The sequence below is a fragment of the Cereibacter sp. Soil_C_27 genome (assembly GCF_057657095.1).
In genome coordinates this window covers 674,577-688,551 of record NZ_JBDGJD010000001.1, presented here as the reverse complement: position 1 = coordinate 688,551, position 13,975 = coordinate 674,577, and the positions used below count along the sequence as shown (strand labels likewise).

Annotated in this window: 17 protein-coding genes; 1 reads left to right on the top strand and 16 read right to left on the bottom strand. The window is 69.7% G+C overall.

Going from position 1 to position 13,975, the window contains the following annotated elements; all coding sequences use genetic code 11:
- Window position 1 precedes the first annotated feature (1 nt).
- Window positions 2-436 carry a DUF1810 domain-containing protein gene (locus tag AC3A5Z_RS03470; RefSeq protein ID WP_487517993.1) on the top strand — a complete coding sequence of 145 codons (435 nt, stop codon included), beginning with the start codon at window positions 2-4 and terminating at the stop codon, window positions 434-436.
- On the opposite strand, the gene rpoN is transcribed toward AC3A5Z_RS03470, so the two are convergent.
- The 16 genes from rpoN to nifE all read right to left on the bottom strand — a co-directional run bounded on the left by rpoN (window position 433) and on the right by nifE (window position 13,943).
- Window positions 433-1,734, bottom strand: coding sequence for an RNA polymerase factor sigma-54 (gene rpoN / locus AC3A5Z_RS03465; RefSeq protein WP_487517992.1), 1,302 nt, complete (start codon window positions 1,732-1,734; stop codon window positions 433-435). The genes AC3A5Z_RS03470 and rpoN overlap by 4 nt on opposite strands.
- 68 nt (window positions 1,735-1,802) lie before the next feature.
- A complete protein-coding gene (locus tag AC3A5Z_RS03460; protein WP_136792330.1) occupies window positions 1,803-2,111 on the bottom strand; it encodes a ferredoxin family protein in 309 nt (102 codons plus the stop codon).
- Window positions 2,108-3,415: an FAD-dependent oxidoreductase gene (locus AC3A5Z_RS03455; protein ID WP_136792331.1), complete on the bottom strand. Its 1,308-nt coding sequence runs from the start codon at window positions 3,413-3,415 to the stop codon at window positions 2,108-2,110. The genes AC3A5Z_RS03460 and AC3A5Z_RS03455 overlap by 4 nt, the downstream gene beginning before the upstream one ends.
- A gap of 11 nt (window positions 3,416-3,426) precedes the next feature.
- Window positions 3,427-4,518 (bottom strand): electron transfer flavoprotein subunit alpha/FixB family protein, encoded by a 1,092-nt coding sequence (locus AC3A5Z_RS03450; RefSeq protein ID WP_487517991.1) that lies wholly within the window; start codon window positions 4,516-4,518, stop codon window positions 3,427-3,429.
- Window positions 4,519-4,531: 13 nt separating this feature from the next.
- Window positions 4,532-5,431: an electron transfer flavoprotein subunit beta/FixA family protein gene (locus tag AC3A5Z_RS03445; RefSeq protein WP_487517990.1), complete on the bottom strand. Its 900-nt coding sequence runs from the start codon at window positions 5,429-5,431 to the stop codon at window positions 4,532-4,534.
- Between the two features lie 18 nt (window positions 5,432-5,449).
- The gene (gene nifW / locus AC3A5Z_RS03440; RefSeq protein ID WP_487517989.1) at window positions 5,450-5,785 is read right to left on the bottom strand and encodes a nitrogenase-stabilizing/protective protein NifW; all 336 of its coding nucleotides are present in this window, start codon (window positions 5,783-5,785) and stop codon (window positions 5,450-5,452) included.
- Window positions 5,782-6,954 carry a homocitrate synthase gene (nifV, locus tag AC3A5Z_RS03435; protein WP_487517988.1) on the bottom strand — a complete coding sequence of 391 codons (1,173 nt, stop codon included), beginning with the start codon at window positions 6,952-6,954 and terminating at the stop codon, window positions 5,782-5,784. The genes nifW and nifV overlap by 4 nt, the downstream gene beginning before the upstream one ends.
- Window positions 6,951-8,132 carry a cysteine desulfurase NifS gene (nifS, locus tag AC3A5Z_RS03430; RefSeq protein ID WP_487517987.1) on the bottom strand — a complete coding sequence of 394 codons (1,182 nt, stop codon included), beginning with the start codon at window positions 8,130-8,132 and terminating at the stop codon, window positions 6,951-6,953. The genes nifV and nifS overlap by 4 nt, the downstream gene beginning before the upstream one ends.
- A complete protein-coding gene (locus AC3A5Z_RS03425; RefSeq protein WP_487517986.1) occupies window positions 8,129-8,860 on the bottom strand; it encodes an iron-sulfur cluster assembly scaffold protein in 732 nt (243 codons plus the stop codon). The genes nifS and AC3A5Z_RS03425 overlap by 4 nt, the downstream gene beginning before the upstream one ends.
- Window positions 8,861-8,868: 8 nt before the next feature.
- Window positions 8,869-9,189 (bottom strand): HesB/IscA family protein, encoded by a 321-nt coding sequence (locus tag AC3A5Z_RS03420; protein ID WP_487517985.1) that lies wholly within the window; start codon window positions 9,187-9,189, stop codon window positions 8,869-8,871.
- 139 nt (window positions 9,190-9,328) lie between these two features.
- The gene (locus tag AC3A5Z_RS03415; protein ID WP_487517984.1) at window positions 9,329-9,898 is read right to left on the bottom strand and encodes a nitrogen fixation protein NifQ; all 570 of its coding nucleotides are present in this window, start codon (window positions 9,896-9,898) and stop codon (window positions 9,329-9,331) included.
- On the bottom strand, window positions 9,879-10,181 hold the full coding sequence (gene fdxB, locus AC3A5Z_RS03410) for a ferredoxin III, nif-specific (protein WP_487517983.1): 303 nt from the start codon (window positions 10,179-10,181) through the stop codon (window positions 9,879-9,881). Before fdxB ends, AC3A5Z_RS03415 begins: the two co-directional genes overlap by 20 nt.
- 11 nt (window positions 10,182-10,192) lie before the next feature.
- Window positions 10,193-10,663 carry a NifX-associated nitrogen fixation protein gene (locus AC3A5Z_RS03405; RefSeq protein WP_487517982.1) on the bottom strand — a complete coding sequence of 157 codons (471 nt, stop codon included), beginning with the start codon at window positions 10,661-10,663 and terminating at the stop codon, window positions 10,193-10,195.
- Window positions 10,660-11,091 (bottom strand): nitrogen fixation protein NifX, encoded by a 432-nt coding sequence (nifX, locus tag AC3A5Z_RS03400; protein WP_487517981.1) that lies wholly within the window; start codon window positions 11,089-11,091, stop codon window positions 10,660-10,662. The genes AC3A5Z_RS03405 and nifX overlap by 4 nt, the downstream gene beginning before the upstream one ends.
- 13 nt (window positions 11,092-11,104) lie before the next feature.
- Window positions 11,105-12,481 (bottom strand): nitrogenase iron-molybdenum cofactor biosynthesis protein NifN, encoded by a 1,377-nt coding sequence (nifN, locus tag AC3A5Z_RS03395; protein WP_487517980.1) that lies wholly within the window; start codon window positions 12,479-12,481, stop codon window positions 11,105-11,107.
- On the bottom strand, window positions 12,387-13,943 hold the full coding sequence (gene nifE, locus AC3A5Z_RS03390; protein ID WP_487517979.1) for a nitrogenase iron-molybdenum cofactor biosynthesis protein NifE: 1,557 nt from the start codon (window positions 13,941-13,943) through the stop codon (window positions 12,387-12,389). The genes nifN and nifE overlap by 95 nt, the downstream gene beginning before the upstream one ends.
- Window positions 13,944-13,975 lie beyond the last annotated feature (32 nt).

Here is a 13,975-nt window from a genome sequence, read left to right as displayed (position 1 = left end):
GATGTCCGGCAACGACCCCCATGACCTGCAGCGCTTCGTCAAGGCGCAATGGACCGCCTATGAGGCCGCGATGACCGAGCTGCAGGCGGGGCGCAAGCAGGGCCACTGGATGTGGTTCGTCTTCCCGCAGCTGCGCGGCCTCGGCCGGTCCGAGACGGCGCAGCGCTTCGGCCTCGCCTCGCTGGAGGAGGCGCGGGCCTATCTCGCCCATCCGATGCTCGGACGGCGGCTGGAGCTCGCGACCGAGACGGTTCTGTCGCGCGACCCGGCCTCGGTGACCGACATGTTCGGCACGCCCGACGACCTGAAGTTCCACTCCTGCATGAGCCTCTTCGCCGAGGTCGATCCCGGCCCCTACACCCCCTTCCGCATGGCGCTGGGGCGCTGGTTCGACGGCAGGCCCGATGCGGGCACCGCGCGGCTGCTCGGGCTCTAGACCCTCTCCGGCTGGCGGCGCTCGTAGGACGAGGGGATGCCCAGCGCCTCGCGGTATTTCGTCACCGTGCGCCGCGCCAGCACCGCCCCCGCCTCCCGCGCGCGCTTGACGATCGCATCGTCGCTCAGCGGCTTGCGGCGGTCTTCGGCGGCGACGATCTCGCCCACCAGCGCGATCAGCGCGTCCTGCGATTGCGGCGCGGCAGGGCCTTCCGCCACCACCGAGCGGCTGAAGAAGGCGCGCAGCGGGATCAGCCCGCGCGGCGTCTCGATCAGCCGGGCGGCGGTGGCGCGGCTGATGGTGGAAGGGTGCAGCGACAGCTCCGCCGCCACCTCCTCCATCGACAGCGGCAGAAGCTGCCGCGCGCCCTGCTCCAGAAATGCCGTCTGATGCGCGACGAGACAGCCCGCCGTGCGCAGCAGCGTGCTCTGCCGCCGCTCTACCGCCCGCTGCAGCCAGCGCGCCGCGCTTTCCGCCCGTGCGAGCCAGACCTGCGCCGCCGGGTCGGCCACACCCGCAGCACTCACCCTCAGCCGCGGCAGCTGCGAGCGGTTCAGCTCCACCTCCCAGCCGAGCGGCCCGCGGATCACCCGCAGGTCGGGCGGCTGGATCGGCGGGCGGTCGCTGGCGAAGCCCTCGCCCGGCTTCGGCTGGAAGCTGCGGATCAGCGCCAGCGCCGCGCGCATGTCGGCCTCCTCGGCATCGCAGAGCCGGGCCAGCTCGGCAAACCGCCCCGCCGCCAGCAGATCGAGATGGCCGAGGATCGTCTGCATCTCCCAGGTCAGCAGGTCGCGGTCGCGCGCCTGCAGCGTCAGGCACTCCGCCAGATCGCGGGCGAAGAGTCCCGGCGGATCGAAGCGCTGCAGATGCTCCAGCACCGCCGCCGCCTCTGCCTCCTCGACCCGGCAGCGCGCGGCGACCTCGGCCACCGTCTCGCCCAGCCAGCCCGACGGCTCCAGCGCCTCGGCGAAGGCCAGCGCGATGCGGCGGTCGTCGCCGAAGAAGCCCGTGTCGATCTGCGCCAGCACATGCGCCTCCAGACTGACCGGCGCCGCCTCGATCCGAGCAAATTCGTCGCGGTCGGCGCCCGCCTGCACCGACCCCGCCCGCGCCGGCGGCGCCAGCCCGGTCGAGCCGCTTTCCGGCAGCCGCACATCGAGGCACGGGTTCCCCAGCGCCTCCGCCGCCAGATAGTCGCACAGATCGGCATTGGTCATCTGCAGGATGCGCAGCGAGGCCTGCATCCGCTGGGTCATGGCGAGCCCGGTCGTCTGACGCTGGATGTGCATCATGTCCATGACGCGATCCTACCATGAAGCGGAGAGGCGACGCCCTCCGCAGGACGTCGCAGGGGCAAGCCTGTCGCTCAGCCGAACTTGAACAGGATGCCGTAGCCGCCGCGCGGATAGGCCCATTCGATCTCGCCGGTTTCCTGACAGACGATCCGGCAGGAGCCGCATTCCATGCAGCCATCCGCCACCACCTCCACCCGCCCGTTCTCGGTCGGCCGGTAGCAGCCCGCCGGGCAGATCGCCATCAGCGCCTGCAGCTCCGGCGAATCCTCGGCCTGCGGATGGATCTTCACATGCGGGCGGCCCTCGTCGACCTGATAGCGGTTCTGGTAGAGCCGCTCCTCCATCCTGCCGCCTTCCGCGGGGTCCTGCTTGTCGCTCATCTCCATGCCCTCGCCACCTTGACCAGATCCGTCGCCACGCTCCACCAGCCGCCGCGCGCCTTGGCGACGTTGCGCAGCGCGATGCCTTCCTTGCTGCGCTTGTCCATGCCATCGACGCGGAAATAGGCCTGCATCACCTGATTGATCGCCCGCGGATAGGTGGCGAAGAGCTGGCGGTTCTTCTCCAGAAGATGCGGCACCTTGCGGTATTTCTTCATGTCCTTCATCACGAAGCTCTCGCCCAGCCGGTCGCGGAACAGCTTGAGGTTGTCGTTGGTCGGAGCCAGTCCCTGCGCCTTCAGCTCGGCAAGGCACTCCCCCGCCAGCCGCCCCGTGGTCATGGCAAGGTTCGACCCCTCGCGATGCACCGCGTTCACGAACTGCCCGGCATCGCCGACGATCACCCAGCCGTCGCCCGTCAGGTTAGGAATGGCGTCATAGCCGCCCTCCGGGATCAGATGCGCCACATATTCCTTCATCTCGCCACCGCGCAGCAGCGGCACCACCGCCGGATGCCGCTTGAAACGGTCCAAGAGCTCGTAGGGCGGGATCTTTGTCTTGGCGAAATCGGCCAGCAGGCAACCGACGCCGATAGATATCGACTCTTTGTTCGTATAGAGGAACGCCGTCCCCACCATCCCCGAGGTGACCGAGCCCAGAACCTCGATCACCACGCCGTCGTCCTCCCCCTGCAGGTTGAAGCGTTCGCGTATCACCTCCTCGGGGAAGAAATGCGTCTCCTTCACCGCCAGCGCCACATGCTGCGGCTTCAGCTCGGGCCGCAGCTTCGCCCGCTGCCCGACAACGCCGTTCACCCCTTCGGCAAGCACCACCACATCGGCATAGATCGGCCCGCCCTCGCGGTCGGTCAGCACGCCGATCACCTTGCCCTTGGCGTTCTTCACCAGATCGACCACCGTCGTCTCGGTGATCAGCACCGCCCCCGCCTCGCGCACCTTCTTCGAGAACCACTTGTCGAAGGGCGCCCGCAGGATGGTGTAGCGGTCGGGCTTGCCATCCTCGAACCCGTCGTTGCGATGCGAGGCGCTGGTGTTCGATGTCTCGGACAGCATCCAGAACCGCAGTTCGGAAACATGCCGCTCCAGCGGCGCCGAGTCGCGGAAATCCGGGATGATCCGCTCCAGCGCATCGGAATAGAGGATCGCTCCCTGCACGTTCTTCGACCCGGGATATTCCCCCCGGTCGATCTGCAGCACGTTCATCCCGGCCTTGGCCATCGTATAGGCGCAGGCATTGCCCGAAGGCCCGGCGCCGACCACGATGGCATCGAAATGCTCTGACATCTGTCCCTCCTTCAGCTGGCCAGCGCCGGGGCGCGCAGCCGCCGGGCAAAGGCATCGGAAAGCGCCGGCAGAACCGTCAGCGCATCGGCCACCACGCCCAGATGGGCGAACTCGAAGATCTTGGCATCGGGATCGGTGTTGATCGCCACGATGAGATCGGCGCCTTCCACCCCGACCCGGTGCTGGATCGCGCCGGAAATCCCGGCGGCGATGTAGAGCCTCGGCCGGATGGTGTTGCCGGTCTGGCCGATCTGCCGCTCGGCGGGCAGCCAGCCCTTCTGCACCACGGGGCGCGAGCAGCCGTAGTCGCCGCCCAGCACCTGCGCCAATCGTTTCACATGGCGGAAGTTGGCCTCGTTCTGCAGACCCATCCCGCCTGCCACCACGATATCGGCATAAGCAAGGTTCGCTTCGGACGAGGTACTGTCAGCCACGAACTCGAGGATCTTCGTCACGATGTCGTCTTCCTTCATCCGAAGCGATTCCCAGACCATCCGCCCGGCCCGCGAGGTATCAGCCTCGGGCATCGCGAAGACACGCGGGCGGACGGTGGCCATCTGCGGGCGGAAGTTCAGCGTGTAGATCGTGCAGAGCAGCGTGCCGCCGAAGGTCGGGCGTGTCGCGGCAAGGCTGTTGTCGTCGTCGATCCGAAGCTCGGTCGAATCTGCCGTCAGCCCGGTGCCCAGCGTCGTCGCCACCGACCCGGCAAGATCGCGGCCCAAGGGCGTCGCCCCCAGCAGCAGGATCTCCGGCTTATGCTTGTTCACCAGATCGGTCAGGATCTCGGTATAGGGCGCGTTGCGGTAATCGGTCAGCGCCGCATCCTCGCAGATGTAGCAGACATCCGCGCCATAGTGGTAGGTCTGCTTCACCGCCGCCTTGGTCGAGGCCGCCTTCGGCCCCAGCACCACGGCGCAAAGCTGCACGCCCAGCCGGTCGGCCAGCTTGCGCCCCTCGCCCATCAGCTCCCAGGACACCGGATGCACCCGGCCGCGCTCGATCTCGACCACGACCCAGACGTTCTTGTAGTCCTTGAACCGCTCCGGCAGTTCCTTCTTCATCGAGGCGCGGCCAGCTGCGGCGGGTTTGGCGGGTTCTGTCATCTCGCGTCTCCTTTCAGGAAGCGGTGGCGGTCAGCGCCACCTCGAGTTTCGGGTCGCGGGCAAAGATCAGGTCGATGATCGCATCGCCGATCCGGGCGGGGTCCTTGCCTTCCACCGTCACCATCTCGGCGCTCTCCTCGCGCGGGCTGGGGGCGAAGACGCGCTTGACCACGGTGGGCGAGCCGCGCAGCCCGCATTTCAGCGGGTCCTCCACCCCGGCCTCCTCCGCCGACCAGATGGTGACGAGCGCCCGGGCGGCGCGCAGCATGTCCTGGATCGAGCCGCGCCGGACCACGTTGCTGTCCTCCAGCATGGTGATGAGGCACGGCAGCGCCGAGCGCAGCACCTGCACGCCCCCCTCCGACCGGCGGCGCACCACGATGGAGCGGCGGACCATGTCGAGCGAGTCGATGGCGCTGACATAGGTCAGCTGGTTCAGCCCCATCCGCCGGGCGATGCCGGGGCCGACCTGCGCGGTATCGCCGTCGATGGTCTGCTTGCCGGTGAAGACGATGTCGATCACCCGCTCCTCGGCGATCTTGCCCAGCGCCGTCGCCAGGGCGAAGGAGGTGGCCAGCGTGTCCGACCCGGCAAAGCGCCGGTCGGTGATCAGCACCGCGCGGTCCGCCCCCAGCCCCAGCGCGCGGCGCAAGGCGTCCTCGGCCATCGGCGGCCCCATGCAGAGCACCGTAACTTGCCCGCCGTATTCGTCCCGGATCCGCATCGCCTCCTCCAGCGCGAAGAGGTCATAGGGGTTGATGATCGTCGGCACGCCCTGCCGCATGATGGTGTTGGTCACCGGATGCACCCGGATCTGCGCCGAATCCGGCACCTGCTTGATGCAGACGAGGATGTTCAGGCCCGTGGGCGCGGGCGGCGGCGGGTCCAGCCCCTCGATGATCGGCTCGTCCATGGCTCGGGCTCCTTTCTGTCAGTCTGCGGTGCGGATGCCGGCAAGCGGCACGAAGCTGCGGGCGGGGCGGGCGAAGACCTTGAACAGCTTCTCCTGCTGCGGCGTGCTCTCGAGGAAATCCTGATAGGCCTGCTTCATCGCGGCCCGGGCGCGCAGGAAGCCCTCGTCCTCGTCCAGCGCGGCGAAGTCGATCTTCGCCAGATGCTGCCCTGCCCGCTTCATGATGTGCAGGCGCGAGACATCCAGAACCTCCTGCCGCCAAGGCAGCAGCAGATAGGTGAACATCTCCTCCGCCGAGGACAGCGCGCGCAGGCGCTCCGATACGCTGGGTCTTGTCGTCGTCGCGTCCGTCATCTCGTCACCTCGCTCTGTGCCAGCAATTCCGCCAGATCCTCGGGCCCCGCCGAGCGTTTCGCCGTTTCCGCGAACGCGCGCAGCGCAGGCAGCAGCGCCTCCGCCGTCGCGCGGTCCGAAGGCAGCCCCGCCTCGGCCAGCGCCCGCGCCAGCCCCGAAGCCGCCGAATGTTTTCCCAGCGCGATGCGATGCGCCCGCCCGAACCGCTCGGGGCGCAGCGCGGCGCTCTCGTAGGTGGCGCGGTCCTTCAGCAGCCCGTCGACATGGATGCCCGACTCGTGGGTGAAGACCCCCGCGCCGACGATCGGCTTGTCCACCGGCAGCACCCGCCCCGAAGCCCCGGCGACCAGCGCCGACAGCGCGCAGAGCCGGTCCAGCGCGATGCCCGTCGGCCGCCCCTGCGCCTCCATCGCCGCCGCGACCTGTTCCAGCGCGGCATTGCCCGCCCGCTCGCCCAGCCCGTTCACCGTCACCGACAGATGCGTGGCCCCCGCCCTCGCCGCGGCGACGCTGTTGGCCGTGGCCATCCCCAGATCGTCATGCGCGTGGAACTCCACCGGCAGCGTCGTGCGCGACACCAGCCCCGCCACCAGATCATGCGCCGTGAAAGGGTCCAGAACGCCCAGCGTGTCGGCCAGCCGGAAGCGGATCGCCCCGGCCTCGGCGGCGATATGGGCGATCTCGGCCAGAAAGAACGGATCGGCGCGCGAGGCATCCTCGCCCCCGACCGAGACGAGATGCCCGGCCCAGGTCGCCGCGCGCACCAGCTCCGCCACCCGCCGCCGCACCCAGTCGGCGTCCACCCCGAGCTTGGCCGTGATCTGCCGCTCCGACATCGGCACCCCGATGTGCAGCCGCCGCACCCCCGTCGCCTGCCCTGCCGCCAGATCCTCGGCACGCAGGCGACACCACACCACCGGCGCCGCCACCGTCAGCCGGGCGGCCACCGCGCGGATGTCGGCCCGCTCCGCCTCGCCCATCGCCGGCACGCCGATCTCGATCTCGGTCACGCCGCAGGCTTCCAGCGCCAGCGCGATCTCCAGCTTCTCCGCGCGGGTGAAGGCCACCCCCGCCGTCTGCTCGCCATCGCGCAGCGTCGTGTCGCACAGCACCACCGGCGCCAGCGGCGCCCGCCTGTCGAACCCGGCCGAGGCCTGCGGGCGGCTCATTGCAGCCTCCCCGGTACCAGCGTGTCCAGATCGGCGCCGAAGGGCGACAGCGCCCGCAGCTGCTCGACGATGGGCGGCAGCACCTCGAGCACCTGCCGGATCTCCGCCGCCGTGGTCTCGCGCGACAGCGAGAAGCGGATCACGCCATGCGCCGCGGTGAAGGGCACCTTCATCGCCCGCATCACATGGCTCGGCTCGATCGCCCCCGAGGCGCAGGCCGCCCCCGAGGAGACCGCGATCCCGGCGCGGTCCAGCATCATCAGGATTGCCTCGCCCTCGATGAAGTCGAAGGCCATGCAGGAGGTGTTGGGCAGCCGGTCCAGAAGGTCGCCCAGCGCCGCGCATTTCGGCACCCGGGCGAGGATGCCCCGCTCCAGCTCGTCGCGCAGAGCCGTCATGCCCGACCGGTCGGCCCGCAGCGCCAGCTCCGCCGCCGCGCCGAAGCCGACGATCCCCGGCGTGTTCTCGGTCCCGGCGCGCCGCCCGCGCTCCTGCTTGCCACCGCGCAGCAGCGGCTGGAACGGCACGCCCTTCCGCACATACAGCGCGCCGATGCCCTTCGGCCCGTGCAGCTTGTGCGCCGAGAGCGACAGCATGTCGATATCCGTGCCGCGCAGCGAGATCGGCAGCTTGCCCGCCGCCTGCACCGCGTCGGTATGGAACAGCGCCCCCGCCGCGCGGGCGATCTCGGCCAGCCCCTCCACCGGAAACACCGTCCCGGTCTCGTTGTTGGCCCACATCAGCGACACCAGCGCCGTTTGCGGCCCCACCGCCGCGCGATAGGCGTCGAGATCCAGCCGGCCGAAGCGGTCCACCGGGATCAGATGTACCGTCGCCCCCTCCTGCACCAGCCGGGCGCAGAGCGCGAGGATCGCCGGATGCTCCACTGCCGAGGTGACGATCTCGCGCCGCGCCGGATCGGCAGCCAGCGCCGCGTGGATCGCCATGGCATTGGCTTCCGTCCCGCCCGAGGTGAAGACGATCTCCGACGGATCCACGGCCCCCACCAGCGCCTGCACCGCGCGCCGCGCCTCGGCCACAGCCAGCGCCAGAGCCCTGCCGAAGCGGTGCAGCGACGAGGGATTGCCGAACTCCTCGGTGAAGAAGGGCAGCATCCGCGCCAGCACCTGCGGCGCAACCCGCGTCGTCGCGTTGTTGTCGAGATAGACCCCCGTCACCGGCCCACCCCCGCAATCCTGACGAGCGGCGCCGCCGCCCCCGGAACCACCCGGATCGGGCGGCCCAGCGCATCGGCCAGCCGCTTCTGCAGGCCCCCCAGCGTCAGCGCCGCCAGCTGGCAGCCCGAGCAGTTGCCGGTCAGATGCACCCGCACGATGCTGCCCTCGACGCACAGAAGCGTCACATCCCCGCCATCGGCCCGCAGGTTTGGGCGCACCGCCTCGATCACCGAGGCGATCACCTCCGCCTCCTCGGCGGGTGACAGCGGCACCTCCCGCGCGACCTTCGGCCGCGATTCATGCTTCGGCGCGAGGATCTTCACCTCTGCCGCCGGCACAACCGGCTTCGGCGGCGGCAGATCGATGCCGAGAAACTGCGCCAGCGCCGCCTGCAACGCCTGCTGCCCGAGATCGGCACAGTGCCGCCGCTCGCCCAGCCCCCCCAACGCCGCGTCGATATCCGCCCCGGTCAGCCGCAGCGCCGCCTCGACCGAGCGCCCCTCGACCAGCTCGGTCAGCACCGAACAGGCGGCGATGGCCGGCCCGCCGAAGGCCTGGAACCGCGCCGCCTCGACGATCCGCGTCGCGGCGTCGATCCGCAGCATCAGCCGGATCGCATTGCCCTCGGTCAGCGAGCCTGCCTCGCCCACCGCATTGGCCGCCTCCAGCACGCCCGCGTTGCGCGGGTTGAAGAAATGGTCCCTGAGCTGATCGGTGTAATCGAGCATGGCGCGCCTCAGCAGAAGGATTTGCCGCAGCCGCAGCCGCCGGTCGCATTGGGGTTGTCGAAGACGAAGCCGGACTGGTCGACGCCATGCACGAAGTCGATGGTGACGCCCGCCAGATGCACCGCGCTCTCGGGGTCGATCAGCACCGTCACCCCGTCGCTCTCGATCACCCGGTCGTCCGCCGCAGGCGCCAGCTCCAGCGACATGCCGTATTTCATCCCCGCGCAGCCGCCGGTCTGCACCATGACGCGCAGGCCGATCACCGGCTGGGCGGCGCCTTCGATGGCTCCGCGGATCGCGTCGCGGGCGGCTGGGGTGAGTTCGATCATCGGTCTCTCCTCGGGGCGAGTGGTCCTGCCGGGGGAGAAGCACGAGCCGTGCCAAGTTCCGATCTTCTGGAAACTCAAGGTTTTGGCGAGGCGGCTGTCGCAATGTCGTCATACGGAAAAGCCGACATTGGCGGGTTTGTTACACGGTCTCCGCGCGGGCCACGCCGCTGGTCTCCGGGCCGAAGCACAGCGCCTTCTCGGCGCAGCCGTCGCAATTCGGCGCAAGGCACATGGTCCCGCCCGCGTCGTTGCAGATCTGGCGATAGAAGAACCGCTTCCAGCGCATGTTGCGCGTGTTGGCGGCATGGAGGCGCGGGAAATGCCGCTGCATCAGCGCCCCCAGATGCGCCCGCGACGGCAACCCGAGGTCTTCCCACAGATGGCTCGGCTCCATCGCCCGTCGCGCGAGGATCTGCGCCAGCCATTGGGCCTCCTCCCGCCCCGAGCCGCCGCGCCACAGCAACAGCAGCGCCAGATCCTCCTGATCCTGCGGCACAGGCCCGCGCTTGGGCAGCGCGGCGGGCAAGGCGAACTCCGGATGCCACTTCGCCGCCAGCCGCAACAGCTCCGCCGGGGTCAGCCCCAGCAGATCGGTCAACGCGCCCTTCCCGGCGAGGGATTCCCGCCGGGCATGGTCGAGCATCGCCATGAAGTCCGCCCGGTCGGCCTCGACCGCCCCGGGCAGCGGGTCAGGCCTCGAGGGGTTCATGGGTCTGGCAGTCCTTGGGGCAGACCCGGTTGCAGGCGCCGCAGCCGATGCAAGCGTTGGCATCCACCATGACCATCACCTTGCGCAGGATCTCGTCATCGTCGTCGTCATCCTCCGACACCTCGACCAGCTCGCCTTCCTCGTTCACCCCGCGCAGCGTCATCACCCCCTGGGCGCAGACCTTGTAGCAGCGCCCGCAGCCGATGCAGGTCGCGGCATTGATCGCGGTCAGGAACTTCGGAATATACTCCGTGCCGCCCCGGGTTCTGGATGTCAGATACATGGCTTGTCCTTTCAGGCCCGCGCCGCATCGGGATGGGCGGCGATCATCGCCGCCGCCTCGGCGGTCAGCTTCTCGCCCGCCTCGGCCAGCTTTTCAAAGCTGGTGAAGCCGAAGCGGTGCACGTCGCGCAGGTGTTTCGAGATCACCACCAGCCGCCCGGCGATCAGCACCACCCGGCCGAAGCCCTCATGGCTGATCCTGCTCATCTGCGCCGCCATGATGCCGCTGCGCTTCTCCAGCAAGAGCCCGATGGCGTCGTAGAACTTCTCGATTCGGTCCAGCACCTCCGGCTCGGGATCGGCGATGATCGGCATGTCCCGCCGCTCCTCCGCCGTCACGATGTAATCGGCCAGAAGATCGGCATCGGTCTTGCCGTCCCATGTGCCATAGCTGTCCTGCGCCCGGATCACCGCGGCCAGCTGCTCCAGATACTCGCTCTGCGGATAGATCCCGCCGCGCACCTCCGTTGCCAGATCGCTCAAATCGCATCCTCCTCGACAAAGCTCGCCGTGCCGCGCCCCAGCGCCTTGCGCAGGAAGGGCGGCGGGTTGCCGCGCAGCATGACCTGCACCTGCTCGACGACCGATGCGATGCTCTCGGGGTCCTTGCGCTTGATCGGATGCACCCCGGCCCGCACCACCTTGGCCGCCGCGGGCCCGCCGATGGCCAGCGCGAACAGAAGCGCGCAACCCTCCAGCGCCGCCACCTTGGGCGTGATCTTGTCGTCGAGATCGTCATGCTTGCCGCTCTGCGCCGTCGCCTCGAAGCCGATCGCCTCGACGAAGCGCGCCGCCCCGGCCGAGACCTCCCAGATCGCGAAGCTGCGGGCCGAGCCGAAATGGGCGTTCAGGGTTTCCAGATCGTTGGTGGCGATGGCGATCTTCAGCGGGGTGTCGGCAGGGTCGGTCATGGTTGGCTCCGGTTCAATGAGACGCAGGCGGCGGGGGGGCATGGTCGAACTCCATCGGCGGGCGGGAGGCCCCGAAATCCTCGGGACGCGGACGGTGCAGCTGGCCGAGCATCGCGTTGGCGACCTCGTAGAGAAAGGCGCGCGTGCCCCGGTAGCCGATGCGGCAGACATCCTGCGCGCCGATCCGGTCGAAGACCGGAAAGCCGCAGCGGACATGCGGCAGATGCAGCTTCTCCGCCATCATCCGCCCATGCGAATGCGTCAGCAGGATCTGCGCCCGCGCGGCTTCCGCCCCGCGCTCCAGATCGCCCAGATCGCCCAGGATCACCTCCGCCGCCGGGATCCGCTCCGCCGCGGGCGAAAGCCCCGAGGTGGTGACGGCGGCGACGATCTCGGCCCCCATCGCCACCAGCGCCCCGCCGAGGCTCACCGCCAGATCCGGCTCGGCGCCCAGCGCGACCCGCAGGCCCCCGGTCTGGAAATGCGCGTCGAGCATCGTGTCGGCGAGCCGCGCCCGGTCGCGCCGGACTGCCGCCGGAGCTTCCCGCCCCGACAGCCGCATCAGCGCCGCGACGAAGCCATCCACCTCCGCAAGCCCGGTCAGCGAGCCGAAGACCTCCGCCGGCACGCCCTTCGCCGCCAGCATCTCGGCGGCCGGCCGCATCGCCTCGCCGATGGCCAGCGTCGCCACGCTCCGCCCCATGCGGGCGATATCGGCGAGCCCCGTGCCGCCCAGCGAATGCCCGGCCCAATCCTCCGACAGATGCCCGTCGAGCGAGGCCGAGATGTCGGGCAGCACGATCGGCGCCAGCCCGAAGGCCCGCACCATCCCCGCCACCTCCTCCACATCGGCGGGCGTCAGATGGCTGCCCGCCAGCAGGTTCACCTGCCCCGGCAGCACCGGCCCACCCTCCGGCGCCAGCGCCGCGATGATCGCCTCCACCGCCCGCGCCCAGCCATCCTCCAGCCCGCCCGTGAACTCCGGCGTCGCGGCATAGACCACCGCCGTCCCGGCGAAATCGCTCCGCCGCAGCAGCATCTCGCGCAGCTCGCCCGCCACATCCTCGCCCCGCGTCTCGACCAGCGCGGTCGAGGCGATGCCGATGAACTTCGGCTTGGCGCGCTTCCTGAGGGTCTCGATCGCCTCCTCGATCTGCTCGCCCCCGCCGAGGATCGCCGAGATCTCGTTCATCGCCGTGGTCTGCAGCGGGATCGCCTCGCGGAAATGCCGCACCAGATGCACCATGGCGAAGGCCGTGCAGCCCTGCGCGCCATGAAACAGCGGGATCGCCCCCTCAATCCCGAGATAGGCCATCGCCGCCCCCAAGGGGGCCGAGGTCTTCAACGGGTTGGTCGACAGCGCGCGGCGCGGGTGGATGAGCTTCGCCATCAGCAATCCTCGAAATCGGTTTCGACGAGGGCACGGCCGCCAGCACCAGCGGCGCGACCGCGGCCACGACCGCCCCCGCCTCCCAGGGCGCCGGGGCCCGCAGTGCCGCCCACATCGGGTTGTTCACCGACCGGTCGATGGCGCGCACCAAATCGACCATGCCCATGTAACCCGCATAGGGCTCGTGCTTTTCCTGGTTCACGTCGACCCAAGGCACCCGGGCCTTCAGCGCCACGAACTGCGACCGCCCGCCCGACATCAGCACATCGGCCCTGGCCTCGCGCAGGAGCGTATACATCTCGCGCGGCGCCATGTTGTCGAACATGTGGCTCTCGTCGCCCATGATCTCCACCACCCGGCCCTTGTCCTCCTCGGTCGCCTTGCGCATCGAGGTGCCGACCACCTCCATCCCCAGCTCCTGCAGCGCCGAGACCACCGACCAGGTCTTGTGCCCCCCGGTGTAGAGCAGCACCCGCTTGCCCTCGACCCGCGCGCGATAGGGCGCCAGCGCCGCCCGGGCCTTCGCCTCCTCCTCCGCGATCAGCGCCTCGCAACGCGTCAGCAGATCCTCCGGCGCCCCCCGCTCCACCAGCAGCGCGCAAAGCCGGCGCAGCGCCGCCGACGTGTCGGAGATGCCGTAGAACGACCCCTCGAAATACGGGATGCCCCAGCGCTCCTCCAGCTTGCGCGCCATCGGCAGGAAGGCATGCGAGCAGACGACCATCGTCACCCGCGCCCGGTGCATCATGGCGATCTGGCGATACCGCGCATCGCCCGACACGCTGCCCAGCACCCGCACGCCCAGCCGGTCCAGAAGCGGCGTCACCTGCCACAGCTCGCCCGACAGGTTGAAATCGCCGATGATGTTGATGTCCGTGGGCCCCGGCGCCTCGGGCTCCATCGTGCCCACCACATGCTCGATGAGCGCCGCCGCCCCCAGCTTGTTGCCGAGGTTCTTCGAACCGACATAGCCCGGCGCGTTGATCGGGATCACCGGCGTGCCGAAGCGCATGGCGGCGACCTTGCAGACGGCGGCGATATCGTCGCCGATCAGCGCGGGCACGCAGGTGGCATAGACGAAGACCGCCGCCGGATGCTCCGCCTCGATCACCTCGCGGATGGCGCGGTAGAGCTTCTTCTCCCCCTCGCCCATCACGATGTCGAGCTCGGTCAGATCGGTGGTGAACCCCTTGCGGTAGAGCTGCGACCCCGACGAGGCCGAGCCGCGGTTGTCCCAGCCATTCCCGGCGCAGGCCAGGGGCGCATGCACCAGATGCGCCACATCGACGATCGGCTGCAGCGCGATCATCGCCCCGTCGAAGGCGCAGCCCCCCGCAGCCGCCCCCGGCGTCAGCGGCTTGGCGCAGCCCTTCCTGCGCACCGCCTCCGATTTGGCCCGGTTGGTCTCGCAGGCGGGCGCGACGAAGGCCTCGGCGATCTGCTGTTTCAGTGGCTCGGCCATGGCATCCCCTTCCCGGCAAGGGCGGCCCCCGC

Bases quoted from the DNA above. Each gene is read 5' to 3' on its own strand.
- AC3A5Z_RS03470 (WP_487517993.1), top strand. From the start codon at position 2: ATGTCCGGCAACGACCCCCATGACCTGCAGCGCTTCGTCAAGGCGCAA.
- nifN (WP_487517980.1), bottom strand. From the start codon at position 12,481: ATGGCGAAGCTCATCCACCCGCGCCGCGCGCTGTCGACCAACCCGTTG.
- fdxB (WP_487517983.1), bottom strand. From the start codon at position 10,181: ATGTATCTGACATCCAGAACCCGGGGCGGCACGGAGTATATTCCGAAG.
- nifX (WP_487517981.1), bottom strand. From the start codon at position 11,091: ATGACCGACCCTGCCGACACCCCGCTGAAGATCGCCATCGCCACCAAC.
- AC3A5Z_RS03460 (WP_136792330.1), bottom strand. From the start codon at position 2,111: ATGAGCGACAAGCAGGACCCCGCGGAAGGCGGCAGGATGGAGGAGCGG.
- nifV (WP_487517988.1), bottom strand. From the start codon at position 6,954: ATGAGCCGCCCGCAGGCCTCGGCCGGGTTCGACAGGCGGGCGCCGCTG.
- AC3A5Z_RS03450 (WP_487517991.1), bottom strand. From the start codon at position 4,518: ATGACAGAACCCGCCAAACCCGCCGCAGCTGGCCGCGCCTCGATGAAG.
- nifE (WP_487517979.1), bottom strand. From the start codon at position 13,943: ATGGCCGAGCCACTGAAACAGCAGATCGCCGAGGCCTTCGTCGCGCCC.
- rpoN (WP_487517992.1), bottom strand. From the start codon at position 1,734: ATGGACATGATGCACATCCAGCGTCAGACGACCGGGCTCGCCATGACC.
- AC3A5Z_RS03455 (WP_136792331.1), bottom strand. From the start codon at position 3,415: ATGTCAGAGCATTTCGATGCCATCGTGGTCGGCGCCGGGCCTTCGGGC.
- AC3A5Z_RS03420 (WP_487517985.1), bottom strand. From the start codon at position 9,189: ATGATCGAACTCACCCCAGCCGCCCGCGACGCGATCCGCGGAGCCATC.
- AC3A5Z_RS03415 (WP_487517984.1), bottom strand. From the start codon at position 9,898: ATGAACCCCTCGAGGCCTGACCCGCTGCCCGGGGCGGTCGAGGCCGAC.
- AC3A5Z_RS03425 (WP_487517986.1), bottom strand. From the start codon at position 8,860: ATGCTCGATTACACCGATCAGCTCAGGGACCATTTCTTCAACCCGCGC.
- nifW (WP_487517989.1), bottom strand. From the start codon at position 5,785: ATGACGGACGCGACGACGACAAGACCCAGCGTATCGGAGCGCCTGCGC.
- AC3A5Z_RS03445 (WP_487517990.1), bottom strand. From the start codon at position 5,431: ATGGACGAGCCGATCATCGAGGGGCTGGACCCGCCGCCGCCCGCGCCC.